The sequence below is a fragment of the Notoacmeibacter marinus genome, from assembly GCF_002238045.1.
In the GTDB taxonomy this organism is placed as follows: domain Bacteria; phylum Pseudomonadota; class Alphaproteobacteria; order Rhizobiales; family Rhizobiaceae; genus Notoacmeibacter; species Notoacmeibacter marinus.
Map to the genome: position 1 here is coordinate 243,464 of NZ_NBYO01000002.1, position 19,744 is coordinate 263,207.

Below are 19,744 nucleotides of genomic sequence, written 5' to 3' on the forward strand. Positions count from 1 at the left end.
GGAACTTAGCCGACCTGGCTGGCGACGAAGTCCTTGACGATGCGCACCACGCCCTTCGACAGCACAGCATCGAGCGCGTCCATGAATTCGTCGACATGTGCCCGCGTGGCGATAAGTGGCGGCTGCAGACGGATAACGTTACGATTATATTCGGTAAACGCCACCAGAACGCCATGGTCCCGCAATAGCGCCGACCCGATGAAGCCGGGCAGCGAACCCTTCAGCTTGTCGTCCAGCATCGCAATCATCGGCTTGACCACAAGCGGCATGGCCTGGCTGAAATCGTGAAATTCGAGGCCGACCATCAGCCCTCGGCCGCGCACGTCCTTGATGAGCTTAGGATAGCGGTTCTGCAGCTCTTTCAGCCGTTCGATCAGATAGGCGCCGGTTTGCGCCGAGTTTTCGATCAAGCCTTCATCGTACAGCACGTTCAGCGCCTCGATGGCGGTGATGCACGATTCGCCGATGCCGCCGAATGTCGCCTGCGCATGGATCAACGCGTTCTTCGGCGCACCATAGGCCTTCATGTAGATATCGCGTTTGGCGATCATGGCGGCCATGGCCGTTTTGCCCCCGCCCAGGCTTTTGGCGAGCGCGGTGATGTCCGGCACGATGCCGTGATGTTCAAAGGCATAGAACTTGCCGGTTCGGCCGAAACCGCACTGGACTTCATCGCAGACCATAATCACGCCATAGCGGTCGCACAGCGCCCGCAGTTCGGTCCAGAAACCGTCCGGCGCCTCGACGATGCCGCCGCCACCCTGAACCGTCTCCAGGACGATGGCGCCGATCTGTTTGTCGGCTCTGAAAGCGCGCTCGATCGCTGCTATGTCGCCAAAGGGAACGCGCACCGTATTGTCGACCAGTTTGAACTGGCCGCGATAGAGCTCGCCATCGGTGATCGACAGGACGCCCTTTGTCTTTCCGTGGAAGGAATTGACGGCGTGAACGATTTTCGGCCGATCCGGCCCGGCTGCCCTTTCCGCCAGCTTGACGGCGGCTTCCATGGCTTCGGAGCCCGACGAGCCTAAGAAAACCATGTCGAGATCGCCGGGCGAAACGGTGGCGAGGTTTTTGGCCAGCGCGGCGGCATACTGGCTCATGAAGGCGATGGCGATTTCGTGCCGGCTCTCGTCCTGGAACCGCTTGCGGGCGGCGGTGATGCGCGGATGATTATGGCCGAGCGCCAGAGAACCGAAGCCGCCGAAGAAGTCGAGGATCTTCCGGCCGTTCTGGTCGTAATAATACATCCCTTCGGCGCGCTCGACCTTCACCTTGTTGAAGCCGAGCAGCTTCATGAAATGCATCTGGCCAGGATTGATATGCGCCATGAAGAGATCGGTCATAGTGCCGAGCGACATCGAGGCGGCGTCTTCCACCGACAAAAGATCGGGCTTTATCTGCGGGGCCAGTTCCGTGGGGGCGAGATCGGGCGTGTTCAAATCAAGGCGCTCCGCGCTTTCGGGTTTTTCGATTACGTTCACCGGACTGCTCCTCATTGCGCAGCTTCCAGATAACTGCGATCCTTTTTGCCGCTCGCGGGAGCATTCCCGCCGGCTTTCCTGGCGTGGTATTCGTCATAGGCGGCGATCAGCATGTCTTCGTCGCGATATTGCGGCACCCAGCCGAGATCGCGTTCGCCCTTGGAAACATCGAGCAGGCAGTCCTCATCGGCGATGAGATACTGTTCCGGGTCCATCAGGGGCATGTTCATGCGGTCCAGAAGATTGAGCGTCTGTTTAACCGCCCAGCCCGGCGTCGGCACCAGAATGGACTTCGATCCGGCATGCGTGATCAGCTTTGTCAGCAGCGCGCGAACCGAAGGCGGATTGAGCGAGCCGAGATTGTAGGCTTCGTTCGGACAGCCATGGATCATGGCAAGGCGCGCCGCCTCCGCGCAATCGAAGACCGAAATGAACTGATAGGGGTTTTTACCCGATCCGATCATCGGCACCGGCAGATTGCGGTCGACCAGCTTGAAGAGTTTCTCCAGAATGCCGAGTCGGCCCGGTCCGATGATGAGGCGCGGTCGAAAGAGCGTGATGTTCATGCCCTTCTTGCGCCAGTCTTCGGCCAGTTCCTCCGTTCGCAGCTTCGACAGGCCGTATTCACCCAGCGGCGCGACGGGATGATCCTCGGTCATCGGATAGTGCACGGTATGGCCGTAGACCATGTCGGTGGTGAAATGCACGAGTTCGCGTGCGCCGACCGCATCCATCGCCTCGATGATATTGACCGTTCCATTATAGTTGACCGGAAAGAAGAAATCGTGCCGCTTCGCCCGCACCTGCAAGGGCGACAGCATCTTGGCCGACAGATTGTAGATCTTATCGTCCGAACGCAGACCGAGCGCCTCTACCGATGCGCGATCGGTTACGTCGCAATGAGTAAAGGAGACGCCCTCATCGTAGTGCGGCAATGCGCTCTTGGCGATGTCCGCTACGATGACCTCATGGCCGTCCTCGATCAGTTTCGGCGCCAGATGACGGCCAACGAACCCGTCCCCCCCGAAGATGACATGACGTTGTTTTGACATGGGATTCGATCTCACTTGAGCGTTGAGGAAGAGATGGTTTTGGTGCCGCTGATGTCGGCATGCTCCGCGGTATCGGCCTGGCCCTGCCGGCCCGATTGGGCGATCAGCACGGTTCCGACGCAGATGAGCGCGATACCCCCAATACGCAGCGCGTTGAGGTCTTCGCCGAATAGCTGCCAGGCCAGAACCGCGACAAGCACATAGGCGAGCGACAAAAACGGATATGCGAAGGACAGGTCGACCTTCGACAGGACGAAGAGATGGCTTGCCATGGAGACGACGAACACGCACAGCCCGAAGAAGACCCAGGGCTGAAAGACGATCTGGAGAATGCGCAGAACCGGATGGACACCCGGCACCGCCAATTCACCCAGTTGCATCATGCCATGCTTGAGCATGAGCTGCGCGAATGCGTTGGTCGCCACGGTAAACAGGATAAACGGGATATATTTCATTTCGGCACAGGTTCCGTTTGAATTACCGTCAGGCTAGACGGCAAAGCGTGCAAAGACGTAAACGAGAAGGCCAAATCACACCTGTAGATCAGCGTTTTGCTGCCTAGAGTTAATGGTTTGACTTGAAAGAAGAATTTTGACGGTTCGTTAACCGTCCTGCTTCAGCACGATGGCGGTGCGCCGCCAGTAATCGCTGATGAGGCATGGGTCCCTCATCGCTTCCAGTTTCGCCCAGTCGGGAAAGCCCGCCTTGAAGGTGCGCGGGCTCATTCGGGCATCCTTGTAGGGATTGACCGCGCCGCCGGCAGCCACCGTGATGGCGTCCAGACGATCCATGAGCCGGCGGGTGCGCTCGCCCTGATTGGGGAAATCCAGCGTCAGCGTATAGCCGGGTCGCGCAAAGCCGATCAGCCCTGCGCGACCCATTTCACCAAACCGTTTGAGAACCGTGAGGAAGGAGCCAGCCTGTTCCTTCTGCGCCGCGTCCAGCAGGGCCGGCAGCGCGTCGGCCGCGGTCTCGTAAGGCACGACGGACTGGTGCTGGTAAAGACCTTTCGGACCGTAGAGCCGGTTCCAGTTGCGCACGCTATCCAGCGGATAGAAATAGCTCTGCCAGCTCGTGCGGATCGGCGCACCCGCCTTGCGAATCTGCGAAAAACGGTACGCGCCGTTGAAAAGCTTCAGGAACGGCCGGTTCAAAACGTTGATCGGCGGTTGAAACGGCACCGACAGGCGCGCCTGACCGGGTGCGGCATCGCCTTTCGAACCGCTCTCGGCATGATTGGCCGCAAGCAGAACGCCCCTACCTTGCTTCGCGCCCGACGCCAGCTGATCGATCCAGGCGACGGCGTATTCGTTCTTCGCGTCGGCCTCTTCCGCCATGGCGAGGTAGTCACCGATCGTATCGAAAGGCGTTATCGTCTGAACGACATCGAGCGAGCGAACCGGCATCATCCGTAGACGGGCCGAGAGGATGACCCCGGTCAGCCCCATACCGCCGATCGTCGCATGAAAGAGTTCGGCTTCCTTCCGCGCGCTTATTTCCCGAATGCCGCTGTCGCTTCGCGCGATGGTCAGGCTTTCGACGTGCGCGCCGAACGTGCCGCGCCGGTGATGGTTCTTGCCGTGCACATCGTTGGCGATGGCGCCGCCCAGCGTGACGAACCGCGTGCCGGGTGTGACCGGAAGAAACCAGCCATGTGGCCCGCACTGGGCGATGATTGCCTGGAGGTCGACACCCGCTTCTGCGTCGAGAAGGCCCGTTTGCGTGTCGAAGGAAAGAATGCGGTCTGCCTGCCCCATATCGATGAGCTGTCCCGCATCATTGTGGCAGCTATCGCCATAGGAGAGACCTTTGCCGAACGGCAGAAATCCATCGGCGAGCGGGCCGTCGCCGATCCGGGCAAGGCCCTCCTCGGGCGACACCGCGCGGCGCTTGTCCGGTTTGATCCGCCCGAAGCTCTGATAGGGATCGCTTGCCATTGATCAGAGAACCAGCGCGCCCACCACCAGCAACGCACCGATGGCGCCGACTGCCTGGCTGCGCCAGTCGCTCATGATGAAAACGATCGGATCGTCATGCATCTCGCCGCGATAGGCAAGGATCCATATTCGCATGCAAATGAACAGAATAGCCGGCGCCAGCGGCCACAACAGCCACGGCAACGAATATTGGCTGGCGATGGAATCGGACTGGATGTAGAGCGCCAAAACCATCGCCGCACCGAACCCGGCCGACACCCCGCTCATGGCGATGATGGCCTTGTCTTCACCGCGATAGGCGCGACCCTCGATCTTTCGTCCGATTTCCAGACCGCGATCGTTCAGCTCGACGAAGCGTTTGACGAGCGCGAGCGACAGGAAGAAGAAAATCGAGAAACCGAGCAGCCAGAAGGAAACGTTGACCTGCGTGGCTGCGGCGCCTCCAATGATACGCAGCGTATAGAGAGCCGCCAGGGTGAAGACGTCGATCAGCAGCATCCGTTTGAGGGCGAAGGAGTAGGCGGTGGTCGCCAAAAGATAGACCGCCAGAACGCCGGTAAACGCGAGCGGCAGCATCAGCGACAGACCGAATGCCGCGGTCAGCAACACGACCGTGGACATCAGCCCAAACGGAATGGAGAGCCGGCCCGACGCAAAGGGGCGTTTCTGCTTGGTAGGATGCGCACGATCCAGCGCCATGTCGAAACAGTCATTGACGATGTAGATCGCCGACGCCGCGAGCGAGAAGGAAAAGAAGGCGACGATAGCCTGCCCCACCATGGCCCAGTCGCCATATTCATGCGCCAGCATCAACGGCACGACGACCAGAAGGTTTTTGAGCCATTGGTGAAGGCGTACCATCTTGCGAATGTCGCGCCATGAAATCGGCTCGTCGACCAGCCGGGTGGCATTGTTGCGCATGGCCCAGCGGCGCGCTGCCGCATCGGGTTGAACGACGATTCCCTGTCGCGCCGCGGAAAGGACCGGCAGATCGGCTCGGCTGTTGCCGACATAGTCGAACCCGGCTTCGCCATAGCGGCCAACGAGTTTGGCGGCCTTGTTGCGGCTGGTCATGTTGCCCTGGTCTTCGGTGGCAATGACCTCATCGAACAGACCGAGATGATCGGCGATGGCCTGCGCGACGGGCCGGGGCGTCCCGGTCGCCAGGACGATCGTGCGTCCTTTGCGCCGCTCTGCGCGGATCAGCCGCAGCACATCGTCGCGGTATGGCAACGTCGGCACGTCCCAGTCGGCACGGCGGGCTACTTCGTGTTTCAACCGCGCCGGGCCTCCAGACGCAATCCAGAACGGCACCAGAAACAGAATGAACGGGTTGGACCGCAGTAGTCGGAACAGTCCTTCCCAGAGCAGATCCGTGGAGACCAGCGTACCATCGAGATCGATGGCGAGCGGGATGGCCTTGATGTCAGTCCGTACGTCCATGTCAACAGTCATCGTTTGGTTGTGGCTCATGGGAATTTGATGCCATCGAGAAATGACCATCGGCTGAAGACCGCAGATCTGGCGTCGATTGAATGATCTCACGGCTAACAGAAGGCTAACGGCCCATCACATGGATGAGCCGGCGCTTTGGGTCATTACGAAAAACCGGTAATCGTTCGAACCCTTCGGAAAGGGCTGGACAGGCGAACAATCCACGCCTATATGGCCGCGACGGTTCGGGTGATTAGCTCAGTTGGTAGAGCAGCTGACTCTTAATCAGCGGGTCGTAGGTTCGATCCCTACATCACCCACCAATTTCAATGACCTAAAGTTTAGATGTGAGGCATGAGGCGCTTTCTGTGAGGCATGAGGCGTGGCTGTGTTCCGAATGCGTTCACACTTGCCCGCCGCGCAGTTCCCATAGCTCTACCAGACGTCCGGCGACGGCCAACAGACGCGCCGCCCCTAGGACGAACATCCCGCGCCTGGAAAGTCCCTCAGGCCGTCAGTTTCATCGGCCCGAAGGGCAGGATCCGCGGCTTGTTGCGTTTTTGCTCATACATCATCGTGTCGGCGGCCTGTAGCATCGCCGGAACATTGTCGAAATCGTCGAACTCGGCATAGCCGACACTGGCGGAAATCCGGATGGACCGGCCCCCGTGCTGAAAAGGCTGGTTGAGAGACTGCGTCAGGCGCTCGGCTACGGCCGCAGCCTGCTCAATGCCCGAATTCGGAAGGATGACCGCGAACTCGTCGCCACCAACCCGACAAGCAATGTCGGTGCTCCGGCAAGATTCCCTCAGACGTCGGGCAAATTCCTTCAACACCGCATCGCCGACCAAGTGCCCGTAATTGTCGTTGATCGGCTTGAAATCATTGAGATCGATAATCGCGACCGAAAATGGCTGTCCGCCGGCCTTGCCGGCAAGCTGGTCGATCTTGGTATCGAAGACCCGCATGTTGCAGAGATCGGTCAGCGGATCGCGCTGCGACTTCTGCTCCAATTCGTGTTCGCGCAGCTTTTCATTCGTAACGTCGACAGTGACGCCGCAAACGGCCGTTACCTCGCCATTCTCATCCTTCACCGTCTTCCGACGACATCGCATCCATCGCGTTTCATCGGCGAGTGTATTGATCCGGTAATAGGTGATCATACTGTCCACTTCTCCACTGAGAAGCGTATCGAGTCCCGCCGCGCATTCGTCCGACGGATTGACGAGCGCCATCCATTGATCCCCGCTGAAAGGTTCACTCGGATCGCTGTCAGCAAGAAGGGCCAGGCCCTTGGAAGCGGTGAATTCCCCGCTCGGAACGTCGAGATGCCAGAAAGCGCCATCGACGACATCGAGTGCGAGTTCGAGGCGCGTATTGGCGTCGCGCAGCGCTCTTTTCTGCTTCATAACTTCGGTGACGTCCTGAAAAACCGTCACCACATGGCTGACATCGGACGAACCGGCCTCACGAAGGGGGGTCATGGTGATGTTCAGATAGGTGGGGTTGGCTTCGCTTCCGCGCTCGTCGGTGAAGCTGGTCATCTTCCCACCATTCAGGCAGGTCTGATATTTCGAGGCGATTTGCTCACCGGGAGCGCCAGGCCAGGCGTCCTTCGGCGTCTTTCCGACAAAGTTCGAAGCCTCGATACCGAGCATATTCTCAACCAGAGAATTCAGCCCGACATAGCGGACCGATCCGTCCTCCTGCACCGCAACAAGCGATGCCGGTACGCCGAGCATTTCGATATCAATCATGACCTTACCTCCATGTGGGATGAAGGTAGGTCAACAGATTTAATCGGCTATGAATCGTATCCTAAAGATTATCGAAATCTGCCGCCGTCAGGCCCTCTTGACCTGACGGCGGCTTGCTGGCCGCGCGCTAACGCGACGTGATGATTTCCGGCCCCATAAGCGCGGTCGGCACCGCCGTCGAGAGCCACGGCACATAGGTCACGAGCAGAAGGAATATGAACAGCACGCCGACGAAGGGAAGCGCCGCGCGAACGACCTGTATCAGGCTCATTCCCGTAATACCGCTCGTCACGAACAGATTGAGCCCGATCGGCGGTGTGATCATGCCGATCTCCATGTTCACCACCATGATAATGCCGAGGTGAATCGGGTCGACGCCCAGTTCCATGGCAATCGGAAACACCACCGGCGCCACAATCAGCAGAAGACCGGACGGCTCCATGAACTGGCCGCCGATCAAGAGCAGAATGTTCACGGCGATCAGGAAGGTGAACCAGTTGAAGCCGTAATCCAGCATCACCGCGGCAATGGCGTCGGGAATGCGTTCGGATGTCAGCACATGAGCGAAGAGCAGCGCGTTGACGATGATGAACATCAGCATCACGGTCGTCTTGCTGGCGTCGACAAGCACCTTGTGGGTGTCGGCGTGGAACAGCGCGCCGAAGAAGTGGCGGCCGATCTGGCCCAGATTGCGGCCCCACACCGGCAGACCTGCGCCCAGCGTTGCCGGAAGAGCTGACGCCCCCCCATCGCCCCGCCATAGCGGATAGGCGATGAGGATGAGCGCCGAGCAGATCAGGCCGATCATCGCCCGGGTTCCGAAACTGCCTTCGCCGGCCTGCGCAAAGGCGAAGAAGGACAGCATCATCCAGACAAAGAAGAAGGCGAGCGCATAGACCAACGCCTTGAAACCGACCGTCGCCCGGCGGCTATCGGTCGGCTCCGTCCAGTCCTTTTCCTTCAGCGGGCCCATATCGCGATAGATGAACAGGGCCACGAAGGCTGCATAGACCGCTGCAACGGCGGCGGCCTCGGTCGGTGTGAACACGCCCCCGTAAATGCCGCCCAGAATAATGATGATGAGGAACAGGCCCCAGCCGGCTTCCTTGCCGCCGGCGATGACTTCACCGAAACCCTTCCACTCCTCGGCGGGCAGGTTCTTGCGCCGCGCCTGGATGTAGATGGCGATCATCAACATGAGGCCGGCGACGATGCCGGGAATGATACCGGCAAGGAACATGCGTCCGACCGAGACATTCGTCGCGGCGGCATAAACCACCATCACGATGGAGGGCGGAATGAGAATGCCGAGCGTGCCCGCATTGGCGATGATGCCCGCAGCGAACTCCTTGGAATAACCGACCTGCCGCATTCCGGCGATGGCGATGGTGCCGATGGCGACAACCGTTGCCGGAGACGAGCCGGACAGGGCCGCGAACATCATGCAGGCGAAGACCGACGCCATGGCCAGACCGCCCCGGAAATGTCCGATGGTGGCGATGGCAAAATGAATGATCCGACGCGCCACCCCTCCGGTCGACATGAAGGCCGACGCCAGAATGAAAAACGGAATGGCGAGTAGCGTATAATTCTGCGAGGCGGTGAAAAGCTGCAGCGCAACCGAACTCATGGAATCGGACGAGAACAGCGCAATCGTCAGGATCGACGAAAGGCCGAGCGAGATCGCGACCGGCACGCCGAGAAAGAGCAGGCCGAGAACCATGACGAAAAGGAAGGTCGTTTCCATGGCCTTACTCCTTCAACGCGTTCAGGTTTTCGGAGACGAGTTCTTCCGCCTCGTGGCTCGCGACGATCAGTTCGCGATCGCCCCGCGCAATGGCGATGACGGCCTGAAGGGATCGGAAGGAAAGCAAAGCGAGCCCGACGGGTAGCATCAGATAGGCAACCCAGCGCTGAACGCGTTCCTGTACGCCGAAGGTCTCGCTGACCCAGGTCGGATAGCGCAGATCGTCGAGCCCCGTGCCGCGGTCGAACATAAAGTTCCAGTAGCCGATCGCACCACTCTGCCGCCAATTACCGCCGACATCGGCGCCGACCATGGCAAGAAACCCGCTATGAAGGAGGATCAGCCCGTAGGCCAGCGTGCAGAGCGCGCCGAATATGGCGGCCGCCTTGAAGAGAGGTCGCGGAAAGAGGCGGATGATCGCATCGACACCGAGATGCAGGCCGATCCTGACCCCGTAGCTCATGCCGAAGAGGATCAGCCAGGCAAACAGGATGCGCGTCATTTCCAACGCGCCGCCCCATCCGGAATTGAAACCGTAACGCGCAACCACCTGCGCGAAGGATATGAGAGTAATCAGCGCCAGAAGGCTGGCAACGATGTTTTCTTCGAGCTTGGCGACACCAGCCGGCCAACGCCTTTCGGCAAGAAACAGGCCAATAATGAGTATCGCGAGCAGGACGCTCGGCCACAGAAGCTCCATAGGAAATCCCCTCTCTCCCCAAAGATGGCCCACCGGCGACTCTGCCGCCGATGGACATGACATTCGAATGCGACCGCCACCCTCAGGCGGTCACATTCCATCTGCGATCAGTTGGTCGAAACGCTCGCGGCCTTCTCGATGACGTCCGCACCGATATCGCCTTCGAACTGCTTCCAGACCGGCTTCATCACCGATACCCAGGCTTCGCGCTGCTCGGGCGACAGTTCACGGATCTCACCGCCGGAATCCAGGATGGACTGGCGGCATTCGCCTTCCTTGTCGGCCACCTGCTGGTTTGCCTCACCCAGCGTCTTGTCGACGATGCTGACGAACTGTTCGCGCACATCCTCATCCAGCCCGTCAAGAAAATCCTGGCTGGTGATGACGCCATAAGCGAGCACCTGGTGGTTGGTTTCGGTCACGCCGTCCTGCACTTCGAAGAACTTCTGGGTGTAGATGTTGCACCAGGAGTTTTCCTGACCATCGACGACGCCGGTCTGCAGGGCGCCGTAGACTTCCTTGAAGGCCAGCTTCTGAGCCGATGCGTTCAGCGCCTCGATCATCGCCACCGCGACATCGGACGTCTGCACGCGGAACTTCAGCCCGGAGGCGTCTTCCGGCTTCTCCAGCGGCTTGTTCGCCGAGAACTGCTTCAGGCCGGACACGATGTAACCAAGACCGGTATAGCCTTCGCTCTCCAGAGCGGCTAGCAGTTCCTTGGCGTCATCGGAGCCCATATAGCTGTTCGCGCCGTCCAGCGACGAAAACAGGAAGGGCAGATCGTAGAGGCGAAGCTTCTTGGTATAGGCCTCGAACTTGGACAGCGACGGCGCAGCAAGCTGAACGTCGCCGAGCAGCAGCGCTTCCATCACCTTGTCATCGTCGTAAAGCGTGGAGTTCGGATAGACCTCCATGCAGACCTTGCCGTCCATCTCACTATTGATCGTGTCGGCCAGCAATTGCGCGGCATCACCCTTCGGATGGCCGGTTGCCGCCACCACATGGCTGAAGCGGACGACGGTTTCGTCACCGTCGCAGCCAGCGGGGTCGGCCATGGCCTGACCGGCGCAGACGGAAATGGCGAGCGCCGATACGGCGCCAAGCATCTTGGACATATGTTCCTCCCTTGGATACCCGAATCCATGGCTGATCGCATGGCGGGCAAATTGCGAATTTACTCGATGATGGGCTCTCGGCCCGACAACCTCCTACGGCTTGCAAGCAGCGTGCCATCTCCCAGCTTCGGCACGAAGATCGTTCGTCGTCAATGGGATAGGAAGATCCCCGGTCGCCCATCCATCCGATCGATGCGTATCGATCGACACACCCTAACCAAATTCACGGGTGGCTGGCTACACAATAGGATGAGAAGACGGAAACCGAGAAGGGCCTCAGCCGGTCTAGACGTCGTCGCTGTCGGCTTCCGGCCGGGTGGCGATACCGAGCCGGCGGATCTTGTCGTAGAGCCCCTTCCGCGACAGGCCGAGCGTTTCATAGGTCGGCTTCATACGCCCGTCATTCCTGGCGAGTTCGGCCTCGATAACCGCCTTCTCGTAAATGGCGAGATGCTCCGATAGAGACACGCCCTCGGAGGGAACGTCGACGTTATGTGTCGGCCTGGATGCCAGACCGCGCCAGAGACCAAGTACCCATCGGTCGGCCACATTGCGCAGTTCGCGCACATTGCCAGGCCAGTCATAGGCCATCAATTCGGCTTCGAGCGCCGGCGTCATCGGGGGAATGTCGCGCCGATACCGCGCCCGCGCTTCCCGCGCCAGATGGTGAAAGAGAAGCGGGATGTCTTCCCTGCGCTCTCTCAGGCTGGGGATCAGAAGGCTGACGACATTGAGCCGGTAGTAGAGATCGGCGCGAAACCGCCCGGCCTGGCTCTCCGTCGCTAGATCGGCCTTGCTGGCGGCGACGAAACGCACATCCAGCGGCTTCAACTTGTTGGAGCCCAGCGGCTCCACGGCCCGCTGTTCGATCACGCGAAGAAGCTTGACCTGCAGGTCAAGCGGCATGCTCTCGATCTCGTCCAGAAAGACAGTGCCGCCATTGGCGTGTTCGATCTTGCCGATCCTAGTGCTCTTGGCTCCAGTGAAGGCTCCAGCCTCGTGGCCGAAGAGTTCGCTCTCGATGATCTCTGCCGGCAGCGCCCCGCAATTGATCGCGACGAAATGACCCGAAGCGCGCGATCCTGAATCGTGCAGGGCGCGGGCGACGACCTCCTTGCCGGTGCCTGTGTCGCCACGCACCATTACGTCGACATCCGTATCGGCAAGCGCGGCAATTTCGGCGCGCAGAAGCCGCATGGCGTCAGTGCGTCCCACCAACCTTTCCTCGACAGCCGAAACGCTCTCCAGATGTTCGCGCAGCGACCGGTTCTCCAGCGCAAGGCGCCGCGCATCGAGCCCGCGTCGCACCACGCTGGCAAGTCTCTGCGATGAGAAGGGCTTCTCGATGAAATCATAGGCGCCTTCGCGCATGGCCTCGACGGCGAGCGGCACGTCGCCATGACCGGTTATCAGAATGACCGGCAATGCCGCATCAATGGCCAGAACGGCCTTCAGCACGTCGATCCCACTCATGCCCGGCATACGAATGTCGGATACGACAACGCCCTCGAACCGACGCGTCACGCATTCCAGGGCGTCGGTTGGATCGGCATGGTCCTGAACATCGTAACCTTCGAGTTCCAGCCCCTGTGCCAACGAAAGGCGCAGATCGTCGTCGTCGTCGATCAGAATTACCTTGGTCATTGCAGCGCGTTCACCTCTTCCAGACGCCGGCGCGGTCGTTCACTGGTTGAGCAGAGACCTCGCCATCAACCGCCAGCGCTAGTCGGATATCGAAGCAGGCTCCGCCCATTGCAGACGAACCCGCCTCTATCGTCCCACCGAAATCGGACACGATGCTGTCAACCACGGAAAGGCCGACGCCAAGCCCCTCCCCGACCCCTTTGGTCGAAACGAATGGCTCGAAGATGTCGTTCGGCGTCCGGTCCGGCAGGCCAGGTCCGTTGTCCTCAACCCTCACAAGGCATTGATCGTTTTCAATCGCGGCCGATATGACGATCCGCAGCGGGCCGACTGTCTGGTTCGCCTTTTCCGGCGCAACACCCAACCCTTCCAAAGCATCGGCTGCATTGTTGATCAGGTTGACGAAAACCTGCGTAAGGCGCAGCCGCCCTCCCATGATCCGCAATTTGTTGTGAACCGCCTGACGATCGACGGCGATGGCTGCCTTGCGCAGTCGCGGCCCGGTCAGCATCAGCGCCTCGTCGAGCGCGGCAGCAAGGTTCGTCGGCGCGATGTCCGAGCCTGGCCGGCGCGCAAAACCGAGTAGGGATTTGGACAATTCGCCCATGCGTTCCGTCAGTCGGACGATGTGCGACAGCGCCTTATCGGCAGGTTCCGGTTGGCCGCGCGCCAGAAATGTCTTTGCGTTCTCCGCCTGGCTCCTGACGGCTGCGATAGGCTGATTGTATTCATGGCTCAATGTCGCGCTCATCTGGCCGAGCACAGCCAGTTTGGCGGTATGGATCAGTTCCGACTGCGTTTGCTTCAGCTGCTCCTCGGCCATTTGCCGCACCTGAACTTCATGCGCCAGAGACTGGTTGACGGATCGCAACTCGACCGTTCGGTCACGAACGCGCCGTTCCAGCCGCAGAGCCTGTGCCCTCTCGCTACGCAGCCGGCCCGTTGCCATTTCGGAACGTTTCAAAAGGGTCAGCGCCCCAAGTCCGGCGAGCACCGTCAGCAGCGTGCCGACGGCGAGCGCCAGATCGGCCGCTTGCGATAACGGCTTGGCGTCGATCAGCGCGTGTAACTGCCAGTCCAGAAGCGGCAGATCGCGTTCGGCGAGATAGACGAGCCGCGAAAGATCCGCCCCCGGTTCTTCACGCAGCCGCACCAACCCCGTTTCCTCGCTCCGAGTGACCAGAAGTCCGGGTCCCCGATCGCTGGAATGGAAGGACATGCCAGCCCAATGCGGCCGGTTGCCGGTTAGGACGATATCTTGACGGGTCACGACGATCGGTTCGCGCGACAGCGCCCAGATACTCTCCAATTGATCCAGCCCGATCAACACGGCGATCGCGCCAAGCAGGGCGCCATCCCGCTTGACGGCGGAAGCGAACGCGTAGAGCGGTTGATCGGCAGGACCGTGAAGGGTTTGGCGGCCGAGCCGGTTCTGGAAAGCTGTCTGAAGGAGCACGCTGCCGGAAAATTCCAGGCTGTCATAGTCGCCATAGGCCGATGCGAAAACTGTCCCGTCCGGTCGCAGGAATAGGATGTCCTTCGCCCCAGAAAGCCCTGCGACACGCTTGGCTTCCGCCACGACCGCAGCGGTATCGCCATTGGCGAAGAGCGTCTGGATCGTATCCCTTCCCGCCAGCAGCGGCGGCAAAAGCCAGAATTTTTCCAGATGATCGGTAAGGACGGAGCTTTGCAGAACCAGCGTTTCGCGCGCCTGCCGTTGCAGATCGGCCTCCGCGCGATCTCGGGCAAAATGCCGCAGCGACAGGATGAGAACGGTCCCGACGAGAATGACTGCGATAATGAGAGCGCGGGTCAGGAAGCGGAACTTGCGCCGCACAGCATAGCCCGATCGAACAGCCATAATTTGTCCCGATACTGACGCCGAAGATCGCACGAGACCGCGTTCTAGCAGCCAAGCGGGATCGTCAGCAATGACGGGACCTATCGTCCAGCACCATCATATCGTCCGCAACGACAAGAAAACGGCCCCGAACCTAGAAGGCTCGGAACCGCGAACGATTTTGGCAGATCTTTATCGGCGAATGATCAGACGGCAGCCGTGCCCGCCGGCGTTGCGGCCTTCGTGTCGGGATCCCCGCCATTGGCCAGCACGACGGCGCGCTTGGCCATCGCAACGATCAGCGCCGCGCGATACTCAGGCGATGCATGAATATCGCCCATCAAACCGGTGGAATCAATTGTTTTTCCATCGAGCGCACTTGCCGAGAAATCATCGTTCAACGCTTCTTCCAGCGCCGTTGCGCGGAAAACGCCATCGTCTCCGGCACCGGTCACAGCCACCCGAACGCCATCCGCCGTCCTGGCCACGAAGACCCCTGCCATGGCGTAGCGCGAAGCCGGATTCGGGAACTTGCCATAGCCGCTCTGTTCGGGCGCCTTGAACGCCACGCCGGTGACGATCTCGCCTTCATCCAGTACCGTGTCGAAGAGACCCGTGAAGAAATCTTCGGCAGCGACCTCCCGATTATTGGTCCGAATAACGGCGTTCAGCGCGATCATGGCGGAAGGATAGCAGGCCGCCGGATCGTTATTGGCGACCGAGCCACCAATGGTGCCCATGTGGCGCACCATCGGATCGCCGATATGACTTGCCTGATAGGCGAGGCCCGGCGCCTTGGACTGGATGATGTCGTTGGTGGCGATATCGTTGTGGCTGGTCGCGCCGCCGATGACGATCATGTCGCCCTCCTCCGACACGCCCTGCATGGCGTCGATGTGACGCAGATCGATGAGGTCGGACGGTGCGGCAAGTCGCTGCTTCATGGTCGGCAGCAAAGTCATGCCGCCGGATAGATAACGCGGATCGCTGGCGCCCTGAGCCATGTTGACGGCTTCTTCCACGCTGTTCGCGCGATGATATTGAGTTTGATGCATAATCTTGAACTCCGGTGTTCCTGGGACGGTAGAGGCAAGCGGCGGGAAACGAGACGTCTCCCGCCGGTTTCGTCCGTTCCTACTCCGCGGCCTGCGCCATGGCCGCGCCGCGGATCGCCTGCCAAACCTTCATGGGCGTGGCCGGCATCGTGACCGCCTCGGTACCGATGGCATCGGTGATGGCGTTGATGACCGCCGGCGGCGAACCGATCGCTCCGGCCTCGCCGCAACCCTTGATGCCGAGCGGGTTGCCGGGGCATGGCGTCGTCTGGTGGCTGACCTCGAACATCGGAACATTGTCCGCGCGCGGCATACAGTAATCCATGTAGCTTGCGGTGATCAGCTGTCCGCTATCGGCGTCGTAATGGACGCCTTCCAGCAGCGCCTGACCGATACCCTGCGTCAGACCGCCATGGACTTGCCCTTCGACGATCATCGGATTGATGATATTGCCGAAATCATCTGCTGCGACGAAACGGAGTATCTCTGTCTTGCCGGTCTCCGGATCGATCTCGACCTCGCAGATGTAGCAGCCCGCCGGGAAGGTGAAGTTGGTCGGATCGTAGAAGGCGGTTTCCTTCAGACCCGGCTCCAGCCCGTCCGGCAGGTTGTGGGCGGTGTAGGCCCCGAGCGCCATCTGGAACCAGGGCAGCGTCTTGTCGGTGCCGGCGACCTTCAGTTCGCCATTCTCGATCTCGATGTCGCCCTCATCGGCCTCCAGAAGATGGGCCGCGATCTTCTTGGCCTTGGCCTCGACCTTGTCGAGCGCCTTGACGATGGCGCTCATGCCGACTGCGCCGGAACGCGAGCCATACGTGCCCATGCCCATCTGCACCACATCGGTATCACCATGAACGATGTTGACCTGATCGAGCGGCAGGCCAAGGCGTTCATGCACCAACTGCGCGAAGGTCGTCTCGTGGCCCTGCCCGTGGCTGTGGCTGCCGGTCAGCACCTCGATGGTGCCGGCGGCGTTGACCCGCACTTCCGCCGATTCCCAAAGCCCGACGCCGGCGCCGAGCGAGCCGACAGCAGCCGATGGCGCGATGCCGCAGGCTTCGATGTAGCAGCTCATGCCGATCCCGCGCAGCTTGCCGCGATTGCGACTTTCCTGACGGCGGCTTTCGAAGTTCTTGTAGTCGATCGCCTCCGTCGCGGCATCCAAGGACGCTTCGAAATCGCCCGTATCGTAATTCATGATCACGGGCGTCTGATGTGGGAATTCGCGGATGAAGTTCTTGCGCCGCAATTCCGCAGGGTCGACGCCGAGCTGGCGCGCTGCCTGCGTCATGGTCCGCTCGACCAGATAGGTCGCTTCCGGCCGCCCTGCGCCGCGATAGGCGTCGACGGGCACGGTATTGGTGTAGACCGTCTTCACATTGGCGTGAATGTTCGGGATGTTATACTGGCCCGACAATAGCGTGGCGTAGAGATAGGTCGGCGTCGCGCTGGAGAAGAGCGACATATAGGCGCCGAGATTGGCCACCGTCTCGACCTTGAGGCCTACGATCTTGTGATCGGCATCGAAGCCGATCTTTGCCGTGCTTGTGTGGTCGCGGCCATGGGCGTCCGTCATGAAGGCTTCGGTGCGCGTCGCCACCCATTTGACCGGCACGCCGGTGCGCTTGGACGCCCACAGACAGACGATCTCTTCAGGATAGATATAGATTTTCGCGCCGAAGCCGCCGCCGACATCGGGCGCGATGACGCGCAGCTTGTTTTCCGGCGCGACATTGTAGAACGCGCTCATGACGAGCCTTGCCACATGCGGGTTCTGGCTCGTCGTCCAGACCGTGTAATGGTCTTCGGCCTTGTTGTAGTGGCCGAGCGCTGCACGCGGCTCCATCGGATTGGGCGACAGGCGGTTGTTGCGGATGTCGACCTCGACCACATGGGCGGCGCCGGCAAGAGCATCGTCTGTCGCCTGCTCTTCACCGATCTCCCAGTCGAAGATGAGATTGTTCGCCGCTTCGGGGTGAAGCTGCGGTGCGCCATCGCTCAGCGCATCGACAGCATCGGTCACTGCGGGCAGCGGATCGTAGTCCACCATGACGCGTTCGGCGGCATCGAGCGCGATATCGCGTGTCTCGGCAACCACAATGGCCACCGGATTGCCGACGTGACGCACGGTGTCGGTTGCAAGCGGGCTCCACGCGCCCATGTTCATCGGCGAGCCGTCCTTGCTGGAGACGGCCCAGCCGCAGATCAGATCACCGATGCCGTCGGCCTTCAGTTCCGGTCCGATCAGCACGTCGATCACGCCGTCCATCTCCAGTGCGGCGCTCTTGTCCACCCCGTTGACCTTGGCGTGAGCGTGCGGCGACCGAACGAAGGCCGCATGCATCATCCCAGGCACCTTCATATCGTCCGTATACCGCCCCAGACCGGTGATGAATCGCTTGTCTTCCTTTCGCGCCACACTGGCGCCGATACCCTGTCCTTCAGACATTTCCGATTTTCCTCCTGGCAAAGAGCGCGCTCGCTATTCGCCTTTTGATCCCATTTCGAAAAACGACCGTTCGATCCCGCACTCCAACCGGATCGAAACGATATCGCCTTGAATTACTCGGCGGCCTCGTTCAGCTGCGTATCGCTCTTGGCCATCTCATCGGATGCGGCGAGGATCGCCTTGACGATATTGTGATAGCCGGTGCAGCGGCAGATGTTGCCTTCCAGATTCTGGCGCACCGTCGCTTCGTCCAGATTTCCCGGACCGTAGCGTCGCACCATGTCGATCCCGGCCATGATCATGCCGGGCGTACAGAAGCCGCACTGCAGGCCGTGATATTCCTTGAAGGCCTTCTGCATGGGATGCAGATCGTCATAGCCACTATCGGCCGCTTCGATCGTGACGACCTCCGACCCATCGGCCTGTGCGGCCAGAATGCTGCAGCTTTTCACGGCTTTGCCGTCCATCTGGACAACACACGTCCCGCACTGAGCCGTATCGCAGCCCACATGGGTGCCGGTGAGGTCCAGTTCGTCGCGCAGAAAATGGACGAGCAGCGTGCGGTCCTCGACAACCCGCTTCACCTTGCGTCCATTAACGACAAGCGTCACTTCAGACATTGAATCCTATCCTCCCAATAAAGGCGCCCTGGTCGCTAGATCGCGACCGCCTGTCCAAGTAAATGCCGCCACGGCCCGTTCGGTCAATGTGAAAACGAGACCTTAGCACTATGGTACAGGGGCAACAGGATGCGGGCAGCCCGCTCTTTTCCTGATTTGTCGCTCCGCCCAACCCACGCCGTCCGGTCAAGGCCGCGAATGCGCTCGACCATAGCGGCCCGTCTTTCGGTTGCTGCGGTTCGGTCGGTCGGGAAAGAACGCAGAACCTGCAAACCGAACAGACGGGCATGTCCTAATTCGACGGGCAGCCTGCGCCAGCCGCGACCCATGCTTTCGTCAGATCGCCGAAAATTTCCTGGCTTCCGGGCGCCGGCTCACGGCCTTCTCCGGGCTCCCATCCCCAGCCCACAAGACCGTCTTCGGCATTGTGCTCGACCAGTTCGGAAAGGGTTTTGCCGCCGTTGCGCGCCGGGTCCTTGATCTGCTCGCAAATCGCTGCGAGCGACAGGCCGATCCATCCCATCTCCTTCGGCGCAAGTAGCCAGGGCTCGTGTCCGGGAACGGAACCTCTGCCGACCGTATAGGCGACGTTTTCCGTGCCATGGCACGTGTTGCAGCGCATGGCCGCCGCGCCGAAATCCGCGTCTCCGCGAATGACGGGCGGGTTGTGCAGCTGCATGGCGTCGCCTTGGCGCGGCATGTCATCGACCGGGTGGCAGTTGAGGCAACGCGGATGCTGAAGCACCTTGCCCATCTCCGTAAAGAGAGCTTCCGCACGCTTCTGCCTGTCAGGTATCGAAGTGAAGGCGTCGGGACCGCGCAAATCCTCCTTCGCGGACGCTCCACCGCCAGGCACAAGGCAACCGAAGAGAAAAACGAAACGCGCAAGACCAGTAAGCCGGATCAAACT

15 protein-coding genes and 1 tRNA gene are annotated in these 19,744 nt (G+C 60.5%); 1 reads left to right on the plus strand and 15 read right to left on the minus strand.

The window, feature by feature from the left end; all coding sequences use genetic code 11:
- Positions 1 to 5: 5 nt before the first annotated feature.
- The 5 genes from B7H23_RS09345 to B7H23_RS09365 form a co-directional block, all read right to left on the minus strand.
- Positions 6 to 1,361: an aspartate aminotransferase family protein gene (locus B7H23_RS09345; protein WP_240535087.1), complete on the minus strand. Its 1,356-nt coding sequence runs from the start codon at positions 1,359 to 1,361 to the stop codon at positions 6 to 8.
- A 134-nt stretch (positions 1,362 to 1,495) separates the two neighbouring features.
- The gene (locus tag B7H23_RS09350; protein ID WP_094077168.1) at positions 1,496 to 2,536 is read right to left on the minus strand and encodes an NAD-dependent epimerase/dehydratase family protein; all 1,041 of its coding nucleotides are present in this window, start codon (positions 2,534 to 2,536) and stop codon (positions 1,496 to 1,498) included.
- An 11-nt stretch (positions 2,537 to 2,547) separates the two neighbouring features.
- Positions 2,548 to 2,991: a DMT family transporter gene (locus tag B7H23_RS09355; RefSeq protein ID WP_094077169.1), complete on the minus strand. Its 444-nt coding sequence runs from the start codon at positions 2,989 to 2,991 to the stop codon at positions 2,548 to 2,550.
- A 147-nt stretch (positions 2,992 to 3,138) separates the two neighbouring features.
- The gene (locus B7H23_RS09360; RefSeq protein ID WP_094077170.1) at positions 3,139 to 4,473 is read right to left on the minus strand and encodes an FAD-binding oxidoreductase; all 1,335 of its coding nucleotides are present in this window, start codon (positions 4,471 to 4,473) and stop codon (positions 3,139 to 3,141) included.
- Positions 4,474 to 4,476: 3 nt separating this feature from the next.
- Positions 4,477 to 5,916, minus strand: a complete 1,440-nt coding sequence (locus B7H23_RS09365) for a UbiA family prenyltransferase (RefSeq protein WP_094077171.1) — start codon at positions 5,914 to 5,916, stop codon at positions 4,477 to 4,479.
- 238 nt (positions 5,917 to 6,154) lie between these two features.
- On the opposite strand from B7H23_RS09365, the gene B7H23_RS09370 reads away from it, so the two are divergent.
- Positions 6,155 to 6,230: transfer RNA gene (locus tag B7H23_RS09370), tRNA-Lys, on the plus strand.
- Positions 6,231 to 6,413: 183 nt separating this feature from the next.
- Here the strand turns inward: B7H23_RS09370 and B7H23_RS09375 are convergent.
- The 10 genes from B7H23_RS09375 to B7H23_RS09420 form a co-directional block, all read right to left on the minus strand.
- Positions 6,414 to 7,664 carry a sensor domain-containing diguanylate cyclase gene (locus B7H23_RS09375; protein ID WP_094077172.1) on the minus strand — a complete coding sequence of 417 codons (1,251 nt, stop codon included), beginning with the start codon at positions 7,662 to 7,664 and terminating at the stop codon, positions 6,414 to 6,416.
- Between the two features lie 127 nt (positions 7,665 to 7,791).
- Positions 7,792 to 9,411: a TRAP transporter large permease gene (locus tag B7H23_RS09380; protein WP_094077173.1), complete on the minus strand. Its 1,620-nt coding sequence runs from the start codon at positions 9,409 to 9,411 to the stop codon at positions 7,792 to 7,794.
- A 4-nt stretch (positions 9,412 to 9,415) separates the two neighbouring features.
- Positions 9,416 to 10,111 carry a TRAP transporter small permease gene (locus B7H23_RS09385; protein ID WP_094077174.1) on the minus strand — a complete coding sequence of 232 codons (696 nt, stop codon included), beginning with the start codon at positions 10,109 to 10,111 and terminating at the stop codon, positions 9,416 to 9,418.
- Between the two features lie 107 nt (positions 10,112 to 10,218).
- Positions 10,219 to 11,226, minus strand: coding sequence for a DctP family TRAP transporter solute-binding subunit (locus B7H23_RS09390; RefSeq protein ID WP_094077175.1), 1,008 nt, complete (start codon positions 11,224 to 11,226; stop codon positions 10,219 to 10,221).
- A gap of 285 nt (positions 11,227 to 11,511) precedes the next feature.
- Positions 11,512 to 12,870 carry a sigma-54-dependent transcriptional regulator gene (locus tag B7H23_RS09395; RefSeq protein ID WP_094077176.1) on the minus strand — a complete coding sequence of 453 codons (1,359 nt, stop codon included), beginning with the start codon at positions 12,868 to 12,870 and terminating at the stop codon, positions 11,512 to 11,514.
- A gap of 10 nt (positions 12,871 to 12,880) precedes the next feature.
- Positions 12,881 to 14,731, minus strand: a complete 1,851-nt coding sequence (locus B7H23_RS09400) for a sensor histidine kinase (protein ID WP_094077177.1) — start codon at positions 14,729 to 14,731, stop codon at positions 12,881 to 12,883.
- 185 nt (positions 14,732 to 14,916) lie between these two features.
- Positions 14,917 to 15,765, minus strand: coding sequence for an FAD binding domain-containing protein (locus tag B7H23_RS09405; protein WP_094077178.1), 849 nt, complete (start codon positions 15,763 to 15,765; stop codon positions 14,917 to 14,919).
- A 79-nt stretch (positions 15,766 to 15,844) separates the two neighbouring features.
- Complete coding sequence (locus B7H23_RS09410) at positions 15,845 to 18,214, minus strand: xanthine dehydrogenase family protein molybdopterin-binding subunit (protein WP_094077179.1); 2,370 nt, start codon at positions 18,212 to 18,214, stop codon at positions 15,845 to 15,847.
- A gap of 113 nt (positions 18,215 to 18,327) precedes the next feature.
- On the minus strand, positions 18,328 to 18,834 hold the full coding sequence (locus tag B7H23_RS09415; protein ID WP_094077180.1) for a (2Fe-2S)-binding protein: 507 nt from the start codon (positions 18,832 to 18,834) through the stop codon (positions 18,328 to 18,330).
- A 292-nt stretch (positions 18,835 to 19,126) separates the two neighbouring features.
- The gene (locus B7H23_RS09420) at positions 19,127 to 19,741 is read right to left on the minus strand and encodes an Isoquinoline 1-oxidoreductase subunit (RefSeq protein WP_206608885.1); all 615 of its coding nucleotides are present in this window, start codon (positions 19,739 to 19,741) and stop codon (positions 19,127 to 19,129) included.
- Between the last annotated feature and the right edge of the window lie 3 nt (positions 19,742 to 19,744).

Excerpts from the sequence above, each read along its gene's own strand:
- B7H23_RS09390 (WP_094077175.1), bottom strand. The coding sequence starts at position 11,226 with ATGTCCAAGATGCTTGGCGCCGTATCGGCGCTCGCCATTTCCGTCTGC.
- B7H23_RS09355 (WP_094077169.1), bottom strand. The coding sequence starts at position 2,991 with ATGAAATATATCCCGTTTATCCTGTTTACCGTGGCGACCAACGCATTC.
- B7H23_RS09375 (WP_094077172.1), bottom strand. The coding sequence starts at position 7,664 with ATGATTGATATCGAAATGCTCGGCGTACCGGCATCGCTTGTTGCGGTG.
- B7H23_RS09360 (WP_094077170.1), bottom strand. The coding sequence starts at position 4,473 with ATGGCAAGCGATCCCTATCAGAGCTTCGGGCGGATCAAACCGGACAAG.
- B7H23_RS09385 (WP_094077174.1), bottom strand. The coding sequence starts at position 10,111 with ATGGAGCTTCTGTGGCCGAGCGTCCTGCTCGCGATACTCATTATTGGC.
- B7H23_RS09365 (WP_094077171.1), bottom strand. The coding sequence starts at position 5,916 with ATGGACGTACGGACTGACATCAAGGCCATCCCGCTCGCCATCGATCTC.
- B7H23_RS09380 (WP_094077173.1), bottom strand. The coding sequence starts at position 9,411 with ATGGAAACGACCTTCCTTTTCGTCATGGTTCTCGGCCTGCTCTTTCTC.
- B7H23_RS09395 (WP_094077176.1), bottom strand. The coding sequence starts at position 12,870 with ATGACCAAGGTAATTCTGATCGACGACGACGACGATCTGCGCCTTTCG.
- B7H23_RS09415 (WP_094077180.1), bottom strand. The coding sequence starts at position 18,834 with ATGTCTGAAGTGACGCTTGTCGTTAATGGACGCAAGGTGAAGCGGGTT.
- B7H23_RS09410 (WP_094077179.1), bottom strand. The coding sequence starts at position 18,214 with ATGTCTGAAGGACAGGGTATCGGCGCCAGTGTGGCGCGAAAGGAAGAC.
- B7H23_RS09350 (WP_094077168.1), bottom strand. The coding sequence starts at position 2,536 with ATGTCAAAACAACGTCATGTCATCTTCGGGGGGGACGGGTTCGTTGGC.
- B7H23_RS09400 (WP_094077177.1), bottom strand. The coding sequence starts at position 14,731 with ATGGCTGTTCGATCGGGCTATGCTGTGCGGCGCAAGTTCCGCTTCCTG.
- B7H23_RS09405 (WP_094077178.1), bottom strand. The coding sequence starts at position 15,765 with ATGCATCAAACTCAATATCATCGCGCGAACAGCGTGGAAGAAGCCGTC.
- B7H23_RS09345 (WP_240535087.1), bottom strand. The coding sequence starts at position 1,361 with ATGTCGCTCGGCACTATGACCGATCTCTTCATGGCGCATATCAATCCT.